Origin of the sequence: Methylobacterium indicum (assembly GCF_001043895.1) — a bacterium.
In the GTDB taxonomy this organism is placed as follows: Bacteria; Pseudomonadota; Alphaproteobacteria; order Rhizobiales; family Beijerinckiaceae; genus Methylobacterium; species Methylobacterium indicum.
Genome location: NZ_JTHF01000126.1, coordinates 1 through 16,787, shown reverse-complemented (window position 1 = coordinate 16,787; position 16,787 = coordinate 1). Strand labels below are relative to the sequence as shown.

Sequence of the window (16,787 nt, the reverse complement as noted above, 5' to 3'; positions counted from 1 at the left end):
GTCGAGGCCTTGCGGGCGCTCGACGCGCGGGGCGTGATGCGGCGCCTCGGCGTCGCCGGCTGGAAGCTGCCCTTCATCGCCCGCCACATGCACGGGCTCGCCGCCCGGGATGCCGGCGCGCTGGCGCTGTTTCCGGGCATCCCGGCCCTGCTCGGGCGGTTGCGCGAGGGCGGCATCGCCCTCGCCCTCGTCAGTTCGAACCGCGAAGACGTGGTGCGCCGGGTGCTCGGCCCCGACTGCGCCGGCCTGATCGGGCATTACGCCTGCGGCGCCGGCGTGTTCGGCAAGGCGCGCCGGTTCGCCGCGGTGGTGCGGGCGAGCGGCGTCTCCCCCGGCCGGGTGCTGTGCCTCGGCGACGAGCTGCGCGATCACGCGGCGGCCGCGCGGGCGGGCCTCGCCTTCGGGGCGGTGACCTGGGGCTATACCCGGGGACCGGCGCTCGCGGCCGCGGGCCCGGCACATCTGTTCGCGACCCCCGAGGCGGTGGCGGCGGCGCTCCTGCCGCCCGCCGCCCGGGCCGCCTGAAGGCGGTCGCGGCGCGCTTTCAGTAGTGCGGCACCGTCCGGTGCTCGACCAGCGGCGCTTCCATGCGGAAATGCAGGCCCGTCGGCTTGAAGTCGAAGCGGATGTCGGCGCCGCATTGCATGGTGAGCACCCGCTGCAGCAGGGTCGACCCAAAACCCTTGCGGGTCGGCTCCGCGGTGCGCGGGCCGCCGCGCTCGGTCCAGTCGAGGCGCAGGCGCCGGCCGGTTTCACCCTGATCGACGGCCCAGGTCACGGTGATGCGCCCCTCGGGCACCGAGAGGGCGCCGTGCTTGGCGGCGTTGGTGGTCAGCTCGTGGATCGCCATGCCGGTCGGCACCGCGAGGTCGGCGGTGAGCTCGACGAGCGGCCCCTTCAGGGCGATGCGCTTGCCGGCCTCGTCGTTGTAGGGGCCGAGCTCGTTCTCCAGCATCTCCTGGAGCGAGGCCATCTGCCAGTAATCCTCCGTGAGGAGGTTGTGGGTCTTGGCGAGCGAGATCACCCGGGCCGAGAAGCCCTGGTAGAATTCGTCGACGCTGGTCGCCCCGCGCGCCGAGGCGCCGAGCAGCGCCTGCACGGTGGCGAGCGTGTTCTTCACCCGGTGGTGCAGCTCGCGGATCAGCAGGGCCTGGCGCTCGGCGGTCTGCTGGCGCTCGTGCAGGAAGGCCGCGGCCTCGCGCTGGCGCCGGCGCGCCCGCACGGCGAAGCGGGTCGCGGTCACCAGGGTGGCGGGGTGGAACGGCCGCTCCAGCAGGGTGACGTTGCCCAGCGACTCCATCAGCCGCGCCTCCGGCGGGGTGCCCCGCAGGGTGAGCAGCACGAAGGGATAGTCCGACCACGGCTCCTGCCCGGCGAGGTAGGCGGCGAGCCCGTGGCGGTCGGAGGCGCGCAGGGCCTCCTCGGTCAGGACCGCGCAGCTGCCCTCGTCGAGCCGGGCGACCAGCGCCGGCAGGTCGGCGCAGACCTCGGCCCGCAGGCCGGCCTCCTCCAGGATGGTGCCCGCCACCTCGGCGTCGCGGCCGGCCGGCGCCAGGATCAGGACCGGGGGATCATTCTCTCTCATGACTGTCCCGATCGCCCGACCCCACCGGCAGGTCCCGCGCGGGCCCCACGCCCTCGGCCGGCAGGCGGCCCTCGTAGATCGGCACGCCCGTCAGGACCCCCCGGAAGCCCGTCAGCGGCGCGCCGACACGCAAACCGCCGCCGTCGATCCGGAGTTCCCGGATGGTATCTTCGTGCGGCCCCACCCTCTTCTTGACCACCGAGACCGCCCGGCGCAAGTGCCCGTCCGCCTCGAAGAACCGAAAGAGCACGACGGTGTCGCTGAGATAGGTGAGATCGACCGCCGCCGACATCTGGCCGACGAGGCCGTGCTGGGCCAGCACCAGCAGCGTCGTCACCCCCTGCTGGTTCAGGTAGGTCAGGATCTCGTGCATCTGCAGCAGCAGATATTGCTCGCCCGGCATCGCGTTGTGGTAGCCGGTGAGCGAATCGATCAGCACCAGGCGGACGCCCGCGCGCTCGACGGCGTCGCGGACCATCGTGGCGAGCTCGCCCGGCGAGACCTCGGCCGGGTCGATCTGCTCGACCCGCAGGCGGCCGTCGGCCATGGCGGCGGCGATGTCCATGCCGAGGCCGGCGGCCCGGCGCCGCAGGATCCCGATCGGCTCGTCGAAGCTCAGGATCAGCCCGCGCTCGCCGCGCGCCAGCGCCGCCGTGACGTAGGCGAGCGCCGTCGACGACTTGCCGACCCCCGAGGGCCCGAGCAGCATCGTGCTGGTGCCCCGGTCGAGGCCCCCTCCCAGCAGCGAATCGAGACCGGGATTGCCGCTGCCGAGGCGGTCGATCTCGTAGGCATGGCCGTGCTCGGCCGCGATCAGGCGGGGGAACACCGTGAGGCCGCCGCGGCGGATGACGAAGTCGTGGAAGCCGCCGCGGAAATGCGTGCCGCGCATCTTGATCACCCGCAGGCGCCGGCGCTCGCCGCCATAGACCGGGGCGAGCTGCTCGAGCTGGATCACCGCGTGGCAGAGGCTGTGCAGGTTGAGGTCGTCCTGCTCGGCGGTGAGGTCGTCGAGGAGGAGCGCGGTGGTGTCGTGGATCAGCAGGTAGCTGCGCAGCGCCAGCACCTGGCGGCGGTAGCGCAGAGACCCCTGCGACAGGAGCCGGATCTCGGAGAGGCTGTCGAACACCACCCGCTGCGGCTTGATCCGGTCGATCTCCGCGATGGCGAGCCTGACGGTCTCGCCGAGTTCGAGGTCGGAGGAATGGACGAGGCTCTGCTGCTGGCGCGGATCGAGGCTGAGCTCGGGCGGCACCAGCTCGAAGATCTCGATGCCGTCGAGCGACCAGCCGTGGCGGGCCGCGACCGAGACGAGCTCGCGCCGGCTCTCCGACAGGGTGATGTAGAGGCAGCGCTCGCCGAGCCGCGCCCCGTCGAGGAGGAATTGCAGCGCCTGGGTGGTCTTGCCGGAGCCCGGTCGGCCCTCGATCAGGTGGGCGCGGTTGGCCGCGTAGCCACCCTCCAGGATGGAATCGAGGCCCGGCACCCCGGTCGGGATCGGCGCGGCGTCGTCGGGGGGCGGAAGCTGGGGATCGGGCAGAGGATCGGACATGGACGGCGGGCGGGCCTTCGGCAGGCAGGTCTCGTGACGGTCTGATCGTCGGGTGTCTCCCGAGAACGCCGGACCGCTGCCAATCGCTCGCCCGGGGCGGCGACGTGCGGCGGGAGGTCTCGGTGAGGCGCCCCACGATCGGCGGCGACGGGCCTTTTTCGCCCGGCAGGGGTCGTGATCGGCTTGTGGCAAAGAAATGCGGCGAGAACAAAGGGATCGTGCGATCGCCCGGCAGGTTCCACACGGGCGTGGCATCGCGCCGGCACCCGCATGATGCGCTGCGGGAAAAAGTGGACCCGTCCCCTTGACGCCGCGGGGGTTCGCACGCATGTGGCGCTGGTCCGCGCGTCGTCCGACGATTCGGTGCCGCGCGGCCTCATCGGAATCCTGAATCCCCCATGCCCAGCGACAGTAGTCGACGGACCGCGCCGCCTCGGTGCCGCCTCGCGTGACCCGCGCCTGATCGCTGATCGGGCTCGCCCGCGACCGGCGCCGATGCGGCCGGTCGAACGAGGTGAGCCATGACCCTGACGACGATGACCGCCCGCTCCGGCGGCGCCGCCACCCGCGACCGCAGCGTCGTGGTCGTTCTGCTTCTCATGCTGGCGCTGGTCTTCGGACCCGCCATCGGCCTGCACGTGGCCGTCAACCTGCTCGGCCCCGGCGCCGCGCCGGACGGCCTCGCCGCGACCGCCACCGAGGCGCCCCGGGGCGCCCGGGGCTGACGGAGCGGGGCCGGCCCGCACCGGCTCCCCCCTCGTCAGGCCGCCCCCCGTCCCCGCAGGACCAGCACCGCGCCAGCGACGAGCAGCGCGGCCCCGCACCAGGTCTGCCAGCCGAGCGGCGCCGCGGTGCCGCCCGGCCGGCCGGTCAGGCCGGCGGCATCGGCGGCGATCCCCGCCGCGAGCTGGCCGGCCACCACCATGGTCACCGTGACGGTCGCGCCCTGCTGGCGGTAGCCGTACAGGCAGGCGGCCACGAACAGCGTGCCGAGCAGTCCCGGCACCAGGAACCAGGGCTCCGCCCGTTCCACCAGCCGCAGCGGGAAGCCCGGCCCGCTGCGCCAGGCTTCGACGAGGCCGAGCAGCGACAGCCCGACCAGCGAGTTGCACAGGAGCGCCCCGGTCAGGCCGGCGCCCCGCGTCGCCATGGCCCCCATCAGCGCGTTCTGGACCACCAGTCCCGCCCCGGCGACGAGGCAGAGGATCGCCGCGCCGCTCATCGGGCGACGTCCGCGGAACGGGCGGATGGGCCGGGGTGGGAGGGCATGGCACGGCTCCTGTCGATGAAGATCATCTCCTATGATGGACGAGCGTAAAATACCAGAGACGAACGCGGAGGCCGGCGTGCCGCCGTGCCGATGACGGCTCCGGCCGAAGCCGCCGGTCCGTCACCGGGGCGCGAACGAGACCCGTCGAGGCTTTCTCCGGCCCGCCAGAACAGCGATGGATCGTCGGCGTCCGCCTGATCGCGGTCCGCGAAGCGCGAGGACGAGCCCTGCGGCCCGCCACCTTCCCGCGCCCCCGGAAACCCGCTACGCCTCCCCACCATGTCGACCCAATCGCCTTCGACCGCCCCGTCGCCCGTCACCGTCGCCGCCGGCTCCGTCCGGTTCGGCAACCATCTGCCGCTGAGCCTGATCGCCGGCCCCTGCGCCCTGGAGAGCCGGGCCCACGCCCTCGAGGTCGCGAGCGCCCTCAAGGAGATGACGGCGGCTCTCGGCATCGGCCTCGTGTTCAAGTCGTCCTTCGACAAGGCCAACCGCACCTCGGCCGGGTCGAGCCGCGGCCTCGGCCTGACCCAAGCGCTGCCGATCTTCGCCGAGATCCGCGAGACCTTGGGGCTCCCGGTCGTCACCGACGTGCACGAGGCCGGCCATTGCGCCGCGGCGGCGCAGGCCGTGGACGTGCTCCAGATCCCGGCCTTCCTGTGCCGGCAGACCGACCTGCTGCTCGCGGCGGCCGCCACCGGCCGGGTGGTCAACGTCAAGAAGGGGCAGTTCCTCGCTCCCTGGGACATGGCCCATGTCGCGGCCAAGATCACGGGCGCGGGCAATCCCAACGTGCTCCTCACCGAGCGCGGCGCCTCCTTCGGCTACAACACCCTCGTCTCGGACATGCGCGCCCTGCCGATCATGGCGCAGGTGAGCGGCGGCCTGCCGGTGGTGTTCGACGCCACCCACTCGGTGCAGCAGCCCGGCGGCCAGGGCGCCACCTCGGGCGGCCAGCGCGAATTCGTGCCGGTGCTCGCCCGGGCCGCGGTGGCGGTGGGGGTCGCGGGCGTGTTCATCGAAACCCACGCCGATCCCGACCGGGCGCCCTCCGACGGGCCCAACATGGTGCCGCTGCGCCAGATGCCGGCCCTGCTCGCCGAGCTCCAGGCCTTCGACCGGCTCGCCAAGGCCCGATCCGCCGACGGGACCGGCGTCTGACGGAGCCGGGGCGATGCAGGCCGCCAGCGATTCGCCCTCCCGCCTGATCGCGGTCCTGGCCGCCGGGGGCTTCGCCAGCACCTTCGCCGGCCGGGTGGTCGAGCCGCTGGTCGGCGTGCTCGCCCGCGACCTCGCGAGCCCGCCCGCTACCGTGGCGCTCCTCTCCACCGCCTTCGCCCTGCCCTACGCGCTGATCCAGCCGATCCTCGGCCCGGTCGGCGACGCGCTCGGCAAGGAGCGGGTGGTGGTCACCTGCCTCCTGGTGATGAGTCTCGCGCTCGCGGCCTGCACGGTCGCGGGCGACATCGGCACCCTGTTCGGCCTGCGCATGGTCGCGGGCGCGGCGGCCGGCGGGGTGATCCCGCTCTCGCTCGCCATGATGGGCGACCGCATCCCGATGGCCCAGCGCCAGGTCGCGATCGGCCGCTTCCTCGTCGCGGTGATCCTCGGCCAGCTCTCCGGCTCCACCATCGCCGGGCTGATCGAGGGAGCGATCGGCTGGCGCGGCGTCTTCGCCCTCGCCGCCGGGGTCGGGGCGGTCGGCCTGTCCGGGGTCGCCCTCGGCTTCGCCCGACGCCTGCGCGCCCCCGGGGGCCGCTTCGCCGTGGCCCCGGCGCTGGCGCGCTACCGCACGATCCTGCGCACCCCCCGCGCCCGGGTGCTCTTTGCCGCCGTCTTCGTCGAGGCGATCGCGGTGTTCGGCATCTTCCCGCATCTCGCCCACCTGATCGAGGCCCGTGGCGAGGGCGGACCCCGGGAGGCCGGGCTGGTGCTGGCGGGCTTCGCCGCCGGAGGCCTGACCTACTCGCTCACCGTCGCGCTGCTGCTGCGCCTCCTCGGCCAGACCCGGATGCTGATGGCGGGCGGCGCGATCTCGGGGGGGGCGCTCCTCGTCGTCGGTCTCGCCGGCGCCTGGCAGACCGACGCCGCGGCGCTCGTGGCCCTGGGCCTCGGGTTCTACATGCTGCACAACACCTTCCAGGTGCAGGTGACCGAGGTGGTGCCGGAGGCCCGGGCCTCGGCGGTGGCGCTCCACGCCTTCTCGTTCTTCTGCGGCCAGGCGATCGGCGTGGCGGTCCTGGGCCTCGGCCTTGAGACCCTCGGCCAGCTGCCGGCGCTCGCCCTCTGCGCCGCCGCGATCCTGGTTCTCGGCCTCGTCACGGCCCGCCGGCTCGCCCGTCCGGGCTGACAGCCCGGTCGAGCGCCAGTTCAGCCAAAATTCAGGCGACGGCCGCCAGGATCAGCCCCAGTCACGCCCCCCGTGGCGAGGGCCGGATGACCGGTCCATCGCCGCGACGGCGGGCGGCCCCGGGCCGAACGATTGTGGGAACCCTATCCTGCCGAGCTCGTTGTCCGGGTCATATGGCTTGAACGAAAGCAGGAGATCAACGATGCGCAAGCTGGCGATCATCCCGGCCCTCGCGGTGGCTCTCGGCGCCGTGTCCACCGTCGCCCCCTCCCCGGCCCAGGCCCAGGGCTGGCGCGGTCACGGCTACGGCCACCATTACGGCCACGGCTATGGTCGGGGTTACGTCGGCCGGCCCTACGCCTATGGCGGGCGCCGCCGCGGCATCTCGCCGGGCGCCGCCGCCGGCCTCGGCATCGCCGGTGCCGCCGGGGGCGCGATGGGTGCGGCCGCCGCCGCCGATGCCGCCCGCCGCAACGGCTACGGCTATTACGGCGCCCCGGCCCCGGCCTACGGGTATGGCTACGGCTACTGAGACCGCAACCCATTCGACATGACGAGGGGCGGCCGGGGGAACCCGGCCGCCCCTCTCTCGTTCAGCCCCGCGCGCGGTAGGGCGGCACGCCCTGGTCGGGCAGCCAGACCGAGGCCGGCGGGGTGCCGGTCTGCCAGAACACGTCGATCGGGATGCCGCCGCGCGGGTACCAGTAGCCGCCGATGCGCAGGTAGCGCGGCTCCAGGAGCGCGGTCAGCCGGCGGCCGATGCCGACGGTGCAATCCTCGTGGAAGGCGCCGTGATCGCGGAAGCTGTGCAGGTAGAGCTTCAGCGACTTCGACTCGACCAGCCATTGATCCGGTACGTAGTCGATCACCAGGATGGCGAAGTCGGGCTGGCCGGTCACCGGGCAGAGCGAGGTGAATTCCGGTGCGGTGAAGCGGGCGCAGTAATCGGTGTCCGGGTGCGGGTTCGGCACGCGGTCGAGCTGGGCCTCTTCCGGCGAGCGCGGCTGGGCGGTGGGCTGCCCGAGCTGCCGGGCGTGGTCGGTGATGTCGTGCGTCATGCCCGCCCTAATAGACCCGCGCGGGCCCGCGCGATACCGGCGGCCCCGCGCTAGCGCGCACGGGAGACCCCTCGACGACCTCCGCCGGGCGCGGGTCCGTCTCCGGCACCGGCCGTCTTCCCTTCCGGCACCCGGTCTCTCCCCGCCGCCGCCGCCCCTCGCCATTCCCCACCCTTGGGCGGCTTGCCGCAGGCGGCATCTTGGCCGATAAGCCGCGCGAACGCTCGATGCCTGCCCGAGAGATCCTCTCATGACCGCGATCACCAACATCGCCGCCCGCCAGATCCTCGACAGCCGGGGCAACCCCACGGTGGAGGTCGACGTCCTCCTCGAGGACGGCTCCTTCGGCCGCGCCGCGGTCCCGTCCGGTGCCTCGACCGGCGCCCACGAGGCGGTGGAACTGCGCGACGGCGACAAGTCCCGCTACGGCGGCAAGGGCGTGCTGAAGGCCGTCGAGGCGGTCAACGGCGAGATCCTGGACGCGATCGGCGGCATGGACGCCGAGGAGCAGGCCGCCATCGACGAGGCGATGATCGAGCTCGACGGCACGCCGAACAAGGCCCGCCTCGGTGCCAACGCGATCCTGGGCGTCTCGCTCGCCGTCGCCAAGGCCGCCGCCGAGGCTTCCGGCCTGCCGCTCTACCGCTATGTCGGCGGCACCCAGGCCCGGATCCTGCCGGTGCCGATGATGAACATCATCAACGGCGGGGCCCACGCCGACAACCCGATCGACTTCCAGGAATTCATGATCATGCCGGTGGGCGCCGAGTCGCTCGCCGAGGCGGTGCGCTGGGGCGCCGAGGTGTTCCACACCCTCAAGGGCGCCCTGAAGAAGGCCGGCCACAACACCAACGTGGGCGACGAGGGCGGCTTTGCCCCCAACCTGCCGTCGGCCGAGGCGGCGCTCGACTTCGTGATGGATTCGATCCGCGCCGCCGGCTTCGAGCCGGGCCGCGACATCGTGCTGGCGCTGGACTGCGCCGCCACCGAGTTCTTCAAGAACGGCTCGTACGTCTACGAGGGCGAGGGCCAGACCCGCGACCCCGAGGCCCAGGCGACCTACCTGGCGAAGCTCGTCGACGCCTACCCGATCCTGTCGATCGAGGACGGCATGTCCGAGGACGACTGGGCCGGCTGGAAGGCGCTGACCGACAAGGTCGGCAACCGCTGCCAGCTCGTCGGCGACGACCTGTTCGTGACCAACGTCACGCGCCTGTCGGAGGGGATTTCCAAGGGCACCGCGAACTCGATCCTGGTGAAGGTCAACCAGATCGGCTCGCTGACCGAGACGCTCGCCGCCGTCGACATGGCCCATCGCGCCGGCTACACCGCCGTGATGTCGCACCGCTCCGGCGAGACCGAGGACGCGACCATCGCCGACCTCGCCGTCGCGACGAATTGCGGGCAGATCAAGACCGGCTCGCTCGCCCGTTCGGACAGACTGGCCAAGTACAACCAGCTCATCCGCATCGAGGAGGGCCTGGGCTCGCAGGCCCGCTACCTCGGCCGCGGCGCGCTGAAGATCGGCTGATCGTCCCCGGTGGAGGGGCTCGCGCGCCCCTCCCCGCTCATGACGGCATCACACCTTGCAGGCCGCCTCCGGGCGGCCTTTTCGTTGGGCAGGCAGGCCTCGTCGCGGCGCGAACACCACGACGTTGCCGGCGAGCACCAGGGCGAAGCCGAGGCCGGCGAGCGGCGTCACCCGGTAGCCTTCCGCGAAGACCGAGATCGTGAGCGCCACGACCGGAAACAGCACGGTCATGTAGGAGGCCTTCTCGGGGCCGATCCGGTGCACCACCGTCAGGTAGGCGGTGAAGCCGACCACCGAGCCGGGGATCGCCAGGTAGAGCAAGGCCCCGACATAGGCCGGTGACGGATCGAAGCCGAACGGCACCCCGCGCAAGAACGCGACCGTCGCCACCAGGGCGGCCCCGGTCAGCATCCCGTAGGCGTTCACCGTGGCGACCGGCAGCCCGTGGCGCTGGTTGCGGGCCGAGACGAGGTTGCCGGCCGAGAAGAACCAGGTGCCGAGGAGCGCCAGGCCGAGACCGATCGCGGTGTCCCGGTCGAGGGCGGTACCGAGAAGCGTGTCCCGGAACAGGCAGGCGATGCCGAGAAGCCCGATCATTGCCCCGGCGAGGATCCGGGGTGCCGGCCTGCGGCGGTGGAAGAGATACGCGTTGGCGACGTTGAAGATCGTGGCGGCGGAAAACACCACCGAGACGATCCCGCTCGGGACCGAGCGCGTGGCGAGGTAGAAGCAGGCGAAGTTGCACGAGAACAGGCACAAGGCCTGCAGCACCACGAAGGGCAGGTGCCGCCGCGGGATCGGCGCGAGCCGCCCGGAGAGGACCAGCGCGGCGGCGAGCACGGTGCCGGCGAGCGCGAAGCGGTAGGCGATCGAGGCCTCGAAGGCGACGGGACCGAGCTGGTGCTTGATGGCGATCCAGGTCGTTCCCCAGATGAGCACGGTGAGGGCGTACAGGAGGGCGGTCACGGCGGCGGGTTCCAGCGGGTTCGGAGGGGCCGGGATAGGCCGGGCCCGGGCCGGCGGTCTGTCCGGTTCCGGCGGCGGCGTTGCCGGTTCTTGGGGTTTCCTCGGGGTTTCCTCGGGGCTTCCTCGGGTTTTTCTGGCCCCCGCCCCGTTGCGGAGGACGGGCGCCGGCCCCTACAGCCTCTCCTCGCACCATCGCCCTGGCCCGAAGACCCGTGACCGCGCCGAACCCCGACGTCCGCGACGCCCTGTCCCGCACCGGCGCGGCGCTCCTGCGCAGCGCCGATCTCGGGCGCGGGCTGTCGCTCGCCGAGTGGCAGAACCGCGACAACCGCGCCCGCTACGACCGGCCGGACCACCACACGCTGAGCCTCTATCTCGAGGGTGGCGAGGGCGTGGTGCGGGAGGACGGCGCGGTGTCGGGCGGGGGGCCGGACAAGCTCTGCCTGCTGCCGGCCGGCCACGAGAGCCGCTGGCTGATCGGCGGTCCGCTGCGGATGCTCCACCTCTACGTCGCGCCCGAGACCCTGGCCTACCAGGCGGTGAGCGCGCTGGACGTCGATCCCCGCGCCGTCTCCCTGCACGAGCTGACCTTCGCGGAGGACCCCGCCACCGCCATGCTGATGCGCGGCGCGGTGCTGCCCCTCGACTGGGCGGCGGGCGCCGACCGGATGGCGCTGGGCTCCGCCTGCCACCTCCTGCTCCACGCCCTGCTGCGGCGCCATGCCGGCGGCGGCGCGCGGGCGGTGACGGGCGGCCTCGCCCCCGCGATCCGGCGTCGGATCGCGGAACTGGTCGAGGCGCGCCTCGCCGAGGCGCTGAGCCTCGAGGTGCTGGCGGACGAGGCGGGCCTGAGCACCTTCCACTTCGCCAAGATGTTCAAGGCGAGCTTCGGCGTCCCGCCGCACCGCTACGTGACCGAGCGGCGGATCGCCCGGGCCAAGGACCTGCTGGCGGAAGGAGGCGCCAGCCTCGCCCAGATCGCGCTGGCCTGCGGCTTCGCCTCGCAGAGCCACTTCACCCGCCGCTTCGCCCAGGCGACCGGCCTCACGCCGGCGGCGTGGCGGGGCGCAGCGTAACGCCTTGAGCCTTCCTTAACCCTCCCGCCCCATTCTCCCCGCATGGTAGTCCGTCGTCGCGCCCGTGCCATCCTGTTGCCGCTCGGCCTCTACGCCGTGTCGATCCTCGTGGTCGGCTACTTCCTGCACGAGGCCGAGAGCGGAAGCCGCGGCCTCGAGGCCAAGCGGGCCCTGAAGATCCAGGCCTACGGCCTGCAGCAGGAGCTCGACGCCACCAAGGCCGACCGGACCGAGTGGGAGCGCCGCGTGGCGCTGCTGCGCAGCGACCAGATCGACCGCGACCTCCTGGAGGAGCGCGCCCGGGTGGTGCTCGGCCGCGTCCACCCCAACGACGTCGTCATCATCAACCCCTGACGCGCCGCGCCCGTCGTCCCCAACCCATCCCCAGGCCAGCGGCTTTCGGTCCCAAAGCGCTCGATTTGCGCCCCCGCCTGCCCTAAAAGCTCTCCCATAAAGGTAGCAGCCGGGAGGGTGCCGATGGATGCCGCGAAAGAGGCCCACCGCGGGAGCGACGAGGCCCGCGAGATGGCGGCGCTGCCGCCGGCCTCGAACGTGCCGGCCTTCAGCCGGGACGAGGATCTTCACGCCTATCGCGAGATGCTGCTGATCCGCCGCTTCGAGGAGAAGGCCGGCCAGCTCTACGGCATGGGCCTGATCGGCGGCTTCTGCCACCTCTATATCGGCCAGGAGGCCGTGGTGATCGGGGTCCAGATGGCCTCGAAGGACGGCGACCAGGTCATCACCGGTTACCGCGACCACGGCCACATGCTGGCCTGCGGCATGGAGCCGAAGGGCGTGATGGCCGAGCTCACCGGCCGCAAGGGAGGCTACTCCCGCGGCAAGGGCGGCTCGATGCACATGTTCTCCCGCGAGAAGAACTTTTATGGCGGACACGGCATCGTCGGCGCGCAGGTGTCCCTCGGCACCGGGCTCGGCTTCTCCAACAAGTACCGCGGCGACGGCGCGGTCAGCCTGACCTACATGGGCGACGGCGCCGCCAACCAGGGCCAGGTCTACGAGAGCTTCAACATGGCGCAGCTGTGGAAGCTGCCCGTGGTCTACGTGATCGAGAACAACCGCTACGCCATGGGCACCTCGGTCTCGCGGGCCTCGGCCCAGACCGACTTTTCCAGGCGCGGCGTCTCCTTCGGCATCCCGGGCGAGCAGGTCGACGGTATGGACGTGCGCGCGGTGCGCGAGGCCGCGACCCGCGCCATCGCGCATGCCCGCGACGGCGAGGGCCCCTACATCCTCGAGATGCAGACCTACCGCTACCGCGGCCACTCGATGTCCGACCCGGCCAAGTACCGGACCAAGGACGAGGTCGCCCGCATGCGCGAGGAATCCGACCCGATCGAGCAGGTCCGCAAGCGCCTGCTCGGCGCCCACAAGGTGCCCGAGGACGAGATCAAGGCGGTCGACGCCAAGGTGCGGGCGATCGTCAACGAATCGGCGGACTTCGCCACCAGCGATCCCGAGCCGGATCCGTCCGAGCTCTGGACCGACATCCTGCTCTAGCGCCCCCTTCCGTGCCCCAGGCCGTCCGGTGCACGGACGGCCCCGCCCCTGGCCGGCGCCCGACCCGGCGCGCCCCTCTTCCGGATCGACAGAGCACCCCATGGCGACCGACATCCTGATGCCCGCCCTCTCGCCCACGATGGAGCAGGGCAAGCTGGCGAAGTGGCTCAAGAAGGAGGGCGACCCGGTCAAGGCCGGCGACATCCTGGCCGAGATCGAGACCGACAAGGCGACCATGGAGGTCGAGGCGGTCGACGAGGGCGTGCTCGCCAAGATCCTGATCGCCGACGGCACCGACAACGTCGCGGTCAACACCCCGATCGCGGTGCTGGCCGAGGAGGGCGAAGACCCGGCGGGCGTCGAGGCCGGCGGCGGCAAGCCCGGCGGCAAGGCCGAGGCCGAGGGCGAGGCCCAGAAGGCCCCCGCCCCCGACATGCAGGCGGAAGGCCAGGCCGAGCGCCCCGCCCCGGCGGCCAAGACCGGGGACGACAAGCCGGTCGAGACGCCCGCCGCCCCGGCGGTGATCACCAACCGCGGCCAGGATCCGGCGATGGCCGAGATCCCCGAGGGCACCCAGATGGTGACCCAGACGGTCCGCGAGGCCCTGCGCGACGCGATGGCCGAGGAGATGCGCCGGGACGACAACGTCTTCGTCATGGGCGAGGAGGTCGCCGAGTACCAGGGCGCCTACAAGATCACGCAGGGGCTGCTGCAGGAATTCGGCGCGAAGCGCGTCGTCGACACCCCGATCACCGAGCACGGCTTTGCCGGCGTCGGCGTCGGCGCGGCGTTCACGGGCCTGCGGCCCATCGTCGAGTTCATGACCTTCAACTTCGCCATGCAGGCGATCGACCAGATCATCAACTCGGCGGCCAAGACCCTCTACATGTCCGGCGGCCAGCTCGGCTGCCCGATCGTGTTCCGGGGCCCCAACGGCGCGGCGGCCCGGGTCGGCGCCCAGCACAGCCACGACTACGCCGCCTGGTACTCCAACGTGCCGGGCCTGAAGGTGGTGATGCCCTACACCGCCTCGGACGCGAAGGGCTTGCTCAAGAGCGCCATCCGCGATCCGAACCCGGTGGTCTTCCTCGAGAACGAGATTCTCTACGGCCAGTCCTTCCCGGTGCCGCAGCTCGACGACTTCACGGTGCCGATCGGCAAGGCCAAGGTGCACCGCGAGGGGCGTGACGTGACGATCGTCTCGTTCGGCATCGGCATGACCTACGCGCTGAAGGCCGCGCACGAACTCGCGGAAGCCGGAATCGAGGCCGAGGTGATCGACCTGCGCACCATCCGGCCGATGGATTCGGAGACGGTGGTGGCCTCGGTGAAGAAGACCGGCCGCTGCATCACCGTGGAAGAAGGCTTTCCGCAATCCGGCGTCGGTGCCGAGATCGCCGCCCGCCTGATGGTCGACGCCTTCGACTACCTCGACGCTCCCGTGCTGCGCATCACCGGCAAGGACGTGCCGATGCCCTACGCGGCGAATCTCGAGAAGCTCGCGCTGCCGAACGTCGCCGAGGTGATCGAGGCGGCCAAGGCCGTCTGCTACCGGTGAGCGGCATGACCGACGACGAGCCCCGCTTCGAGGCCCTCGACGTTCCGCCCGACGCCCTGGAGCAGGGCGGCATCGAGGTGCTGCGCGCCGCCGTGGTCGACGGGGCGGTGAGCATCGCGCTGCGCCGCTCCTTCGACGACCCGGCGACCTGGGGGCGCCTGTTCATCGACCTCGCCCGCCAGGCGGCCGTGGTCTATGCCCGCGAGACCGAGATGTCCGAGGAGGAGGCCTTCGCGCGCATCCGCGCCGGGATGGAGGCCGAGAGCCTCGATCCCGAGAGCTTCAACTGAGGCGTTCCATGGCCGAGGCCGCGCCGCGCTGGGCCACCTATGCCGATCTCGAGGCGGTGCCGGACCACCTCGTGGCCGAGATCGTCGATGGGGTGCTGGAGACGCATCCGCGGCCGCGGATGCGTCATGGCACGGCCGCCGGAGAGCTCTATGCCGAGCTGACCTTGCCATTTCGGCGCGGGCGCGGCGGGCCGGGTGGCTGGATCTTCGTGATCGAGCCGGAGGTGCATCTCGGTCGTCACGTGGTCGTGCCCGACATCGCCGGCTGGCGCCGCGAACGGCTGCCGGCCGAACCCGAGACCGCCTATACCGACATTCCCCCGGATTGGGTCTGCGAGATCCTGTCCCCCTCCACTGCTCGCCTCGATCGCGGGCCGAAGCGGCGGATCTACGCCGAGGCCGGTGTCGGCCATCTCTGGCTGCTCGATCCCACGGACGGCGTGCTCGAAGGCTTCGCCCTCACCGGCGGCCACTGGCTGTTGCTTGGCACCGTCGCGCGCGGCGAGACAGTGACCCTACCGCCGTTCGACGCCGTCTCCTTCCCCCTCGACGACTTGTTCCCCTTCGACGATCCGGCCGCCCCTCCTCCCGCCGAGACCTGAATCCATGCCGATCAACGTGCTGATGCCCGCCCTCTCGCCGACCATGGAGAAGGGCAACCTCGCCAAGTGGCTCAAGAAGGAGGGCGACGCGATCAAGTCGGGCGACGTGCTCGCCGAGATCGAGACCGACAAGGCGACCATGGAGGTCGAGGCGGTCGACGAGGGCGTGCTCGCCAAGATCGTGGTGCCGGAGGGCACCGCCGACGTGCCGGTCAACGAACTGATCGCGCTCATCGCCGAGGAGGGCGAGGATCCCGGCAGCGTGACGGCCGGCGGCAGCGGGCCGGACAAGACGGAGAAGGCCGGGACGCCGCCGGCCGGCAAGGCGGAAGGCAAGGCCGGGTCAGGACAGCCCCAGGCGCCCGCCGGCAACGAGACGCCCGGCGGCGGGACGATGTCGTATGAGCGGGTCGACACCGCGCCGGAGGGCGCGCGACCGGCAGCGGCCGGGAAGCAGGAAGGCGGGCGCCTGTTCGCCTCGCCGCTCGCCCGCCGCATCGCCAAGCAGGAAGGCCTCGATCTCGGTGCGGTGTCCGGCTCGGGCCCGCACGGCCGGATCATCGAGCGCGACGTGCGCGCCGCCATTGAGGGCGGGACGGTCAAGGAAACGGCCAAGGAAACGGCCGGCGGGACGGCCAAGCCCGCGCCGCAAGCCGCCGCCAAGGAGGCCCCCGCCGCGAAGCCCGAGCCTGCGCAAGCCCCGAAGCCCGCCGCGGCCTCACCCTCCGGCCTCACCGCCAAGCAGGTGATGGGGATGTTCGAGCCGGGCTCCTTCGAGGAGGTGCCCCTCGACGGGATGCGCAAGACCATCGCCAAGCGCCTCGTCGAGTCGAAGCAGACCGTCCCGCATTTCTACCTCTCCCTCGACGTCGAGCTCGACGCGCTCCTGGCCTTGCGCGAGCAGGTCAATGCGGGGGCGACGAAGGACAAGGACGGCAAGCCGGCCTTCAAGCTCTCGGTCAACGACTTCGTCATCAAGGCCCTGGCGCTGGCGCTCCAGCGGGTGCCGGCGGCGAATTCCGTCTGGGCCGAGGACCGCATCCTGCGGTTCCGCCACTCGGATGTCGGCGTCGCGGTGGCGATCGACGGCGGGCTGTTCACCCCGGTGATCCGCCGCGCCGAGCAAAAGACGCTCTCGACCATCTCGGCCGAGATGAAGGACCTCGCCGCCCGCGCCCGCACCAAGAAGCTCAAGCCCGAGGAGTACCAGGGCGGCACCACCGCGGTGTCGAATCTCGGCATGTTCGGCATCAAGTCGTTCGGCGCGGTCATCAACCCGCCCCACGGCACCATCCTGGCGGTCGGCGCCGAGCGCTCCGTCGACCACCCGGTGGTCGCAGGAGAGCGTCACGGTCATCGCCTGGACGACCGCCGGGGCGCCGTTCTTCGCCACCACCCGGGCCTCGCCGGCGCCGACCGCCAGGATGGTGC

Annotated in this window: 17 protein-coding genes and 1 pseudogene; 13 read left to right on the top strand and 5 right to left on the bottom strand. The window is 72.1% G+C overall.

Annotated features, from left to right (window positions below; all coding sequences use genetic code 11):
• Positions 1-525, top strand: a 525-nt coding sequence (locus tag QR78_RS15660; RefSeq protein ID WP_048428476.1) for an HAD hydrolase-like protein, incomplete at its 5' end; no start/stop codon positions are given.
• Between the two features lie 19 nt (positions 526-544).
• On the opposite strand, the gene QR78_RS15655 is transcribed toward QR78_RS15660, so the two are convergent.
• Positions 545-1,585, bottom strand: coding sequence for a sensor histidine kinase (locus tag QR78_RS15655; protein ID WP_048428475.1), 1,041 nt, complete (start codon positions 1,583-1,585; stop codon positions 545-547).
• Positions 1,572-3,137 carry an ATPase domain-containing protein gene (locus QR78_RS15650; RefSeq protein ID WP_048428474.1) on the bottom strand — a complete coding sequence of 522 codons (1,566 nt, stop codon included), beginning with the start codon at positions 3,135-3,137 and terminating at the stop codon, positions 1,572-1,574. Before QR78_RS15650 ends, QR78_RS15655 begins: the two co-directional genes overlap by 14 nt.
• Positions 3,138-3,658: 521 nt before the next feature.
• On the opposite strand from QR78_RS15650, the gene QR78_RS15645 reads away from it, so the two are divergent.
• Positions 3,659-3,862, top strand: a complete 204-nt coding sequence (locus tag QR78_RS15645; RefSeq protein WP_048428473.1) for a hypothetical protein — start codon at positions 3,659-3,661, stop codon at positions 3,860-3,862.
• 35 nt (positions 3,863-3,897) lie between these two features.
• Here the strand turns inward: QR78_RS15645 and QR78_RS15640 are convergent, their stop codons facing one another.
• The gene (locus QR78_RS15640) at positions 3,898-4,359 is read right to left on the bottom strand and encodes a DMT family transporter (RefSeq protein WP_048428472.1); all 462 of its coding nucleotides are present in this window, start codon (positions 4,357-4,359) and stop codon (positions 3,898-3,900) included.
• Between the two features lie 327 nt (positions 4,360-4,686).
• Here QR78_RS15640 and kdsA point away from each other — a divergent pair, with 327 nt between their 5' ends.
• From kdsA to QR78_RS15625, 3 genes are all read left to right on the top strand, one after another.
• Positions 4,687-5,568 (top strand): 3-deoxy-8-phosphooctulonate synthase, encoded by an 882-nt coding sequence (gene kdsA, locus QR78_RS15635; RefSeq protein WP_048428471.1) that lies wholly within the window; start codon positions 4,687-4,689, stop codon positions 5,566-5,568.
• Positions 5,569-5,581: 13 nt separating this feature from the next.
• Positions 5,582-6,757, top strand: coding sequence for an MFS transporter (locus tag QR78_RS15630; protein WP_048428470.1), 1,176 nt, complete (start codon positions 5,582-5,584; stop codon positions 6,755-6,757).
• 202 nt (positions 6,758-6,959) lie between these two features.
• The gene (locus QR78_RS15625; protein WP_048428469.1) at positions 6,960-7,289 is read left to right on the top strand and encodes a hypothetical protein; all 330 of its coding nucleotides are present in this window, start codon (positions 6,960-6,962) and stop codon (positions 7,287-7,289) included.
• A gap of 61 nt (positions 7,290-7,350) precedes the next feature.
• On the opposite strand, the gene queF is transcribed toward QR78_RS15625, so the two are convergent.
• On the bottom strand, positions 7,351-7,815 hold the full coding sequence (queF, locus tag QR78_RS15620; protein ID WP_048428468.1) for a preQ(1) synthase: 465 nt from the start codon (positions 7,813-7,815) through the stop codon (positions 7,351-7,353).
• 250 nt (positions 7,816-8,065) lie between these two features.
• Here queF and eno point away from each other — a divergent pair, with 250 nt between their 5' ends.
• Positions 8,066-9,346 carry a phosphopyruvate hydratase gene (gene eno, locus QR78_RS15615; protein WP_048428467.1) on the top strand — a complete coding sequence of 427 codons (1,281 nt, stop codon included), beginning with the start codon at positions 8,066-8,068 and terminating at the stop codon, positions 9,344-9,346.
• Between the two features lie 48 nt (positions 9,347-9,394).
• On the opposite strand, the gene QR78_RS15610 is transcribed toward eno, so the two are convergent.
• A complete protein-coding gene (locus tag QR78_RS15610) occupies positions 9,395-10,312 on the bottom strand; it encodes a DMT family transporter (RefSeq protein WP_048428466.1) in 918 nt (305 codons plus the stop codon).
• A 212-nt stretch (positions 10,313-10,524) separates the two neighbouring features.
• On the opposite strand from QR78_RS15610, the gene QR78_RS15605 reads away from it, so the two are divergent.
• The 7 genes and pseudogenes from QR78_RS15605 to QR78_RS15575 form a co-directional block, all read left to right on the top strand.
• Positions 10,525-11,388, top strand: a complete 864-nt coding sequence (locus QR78_RS15605) for a helix-turn-helix transcriptional regulator (RefSeq protein ID WP_048428465.1) — start codon at positions 10,525-10,527, stop codon at positions 11,386-11,388.
• A 42-nt stretch (positions 11,389-11,430) separates the two neighbouring features.
• Positions 11,431-11,742, top strand: a complete 312-nt coding sequence (locus QR78_RS15600) for an FtsB family cell division protein (protein ID WP_048428464.1) — start codon at positions 11,431-11,433, stop codon at positions 11,740-11,742.
• Between the two features lie 171 nt (positions 11,743-11,913).
• A complete protein-coding gene (gene pdhA / locus QR78_RS15595) occupies positions 11,914-12,906 on the top strand; it encodes a pyruvate dehydrogenase (acetyl-transferring) E1 component subunit alpha (RefSeq protein WP_089504247.1) in 993 nt (330 codons plus the stop codon).
• 100 nt (positions 12,907-13,006) lie between these two features.
• A complete protein-coding gene (locus QR78_RS15590; protein ID WP_048428462.1) occupies positions 13,007-14,464 on the top strand; it encodes a pyruvate dehydrogenase complex E1 component subunit beta in 1,458 nt (485 codons plus the stop codon).
• 5 nt (positions 14,465-14,469) lie between these two features.
• A complete protein-coding gene (locus QR78_RS15585) occupies positions 14,470-14,754 on the top strand; it encodes a DUF5076 domain-containing protein (protein WP_048428461.1) in 285 nt (94 codons plus the stop codon).
• An 8-nt stretch (positions 14,755-14,762) separates the two neighbouring features.
• On the top strand, positions 14,763-15,356 hold the full coding sequence (locus tag QR78_RS15580) for a Uma2 family endonuclease (RefSeq protein ID WP_048428460.1): 594 nt from the start codon (positions 14,763-14,765) through the stop codon (positions 15,354-15,356).
• Between the two features lie 4 nt (positions 15,357-15,360).
• Positions 15,361-16,665, top strand: a pseudogene (locus QR78_RS15575) (pyruvate dehydrogenase complex dihydrolipoamide acetyltransferase); the annotation flags it as partial.
• Positions 16,666-16,787 lie beyond the last annotated feature (122 nt).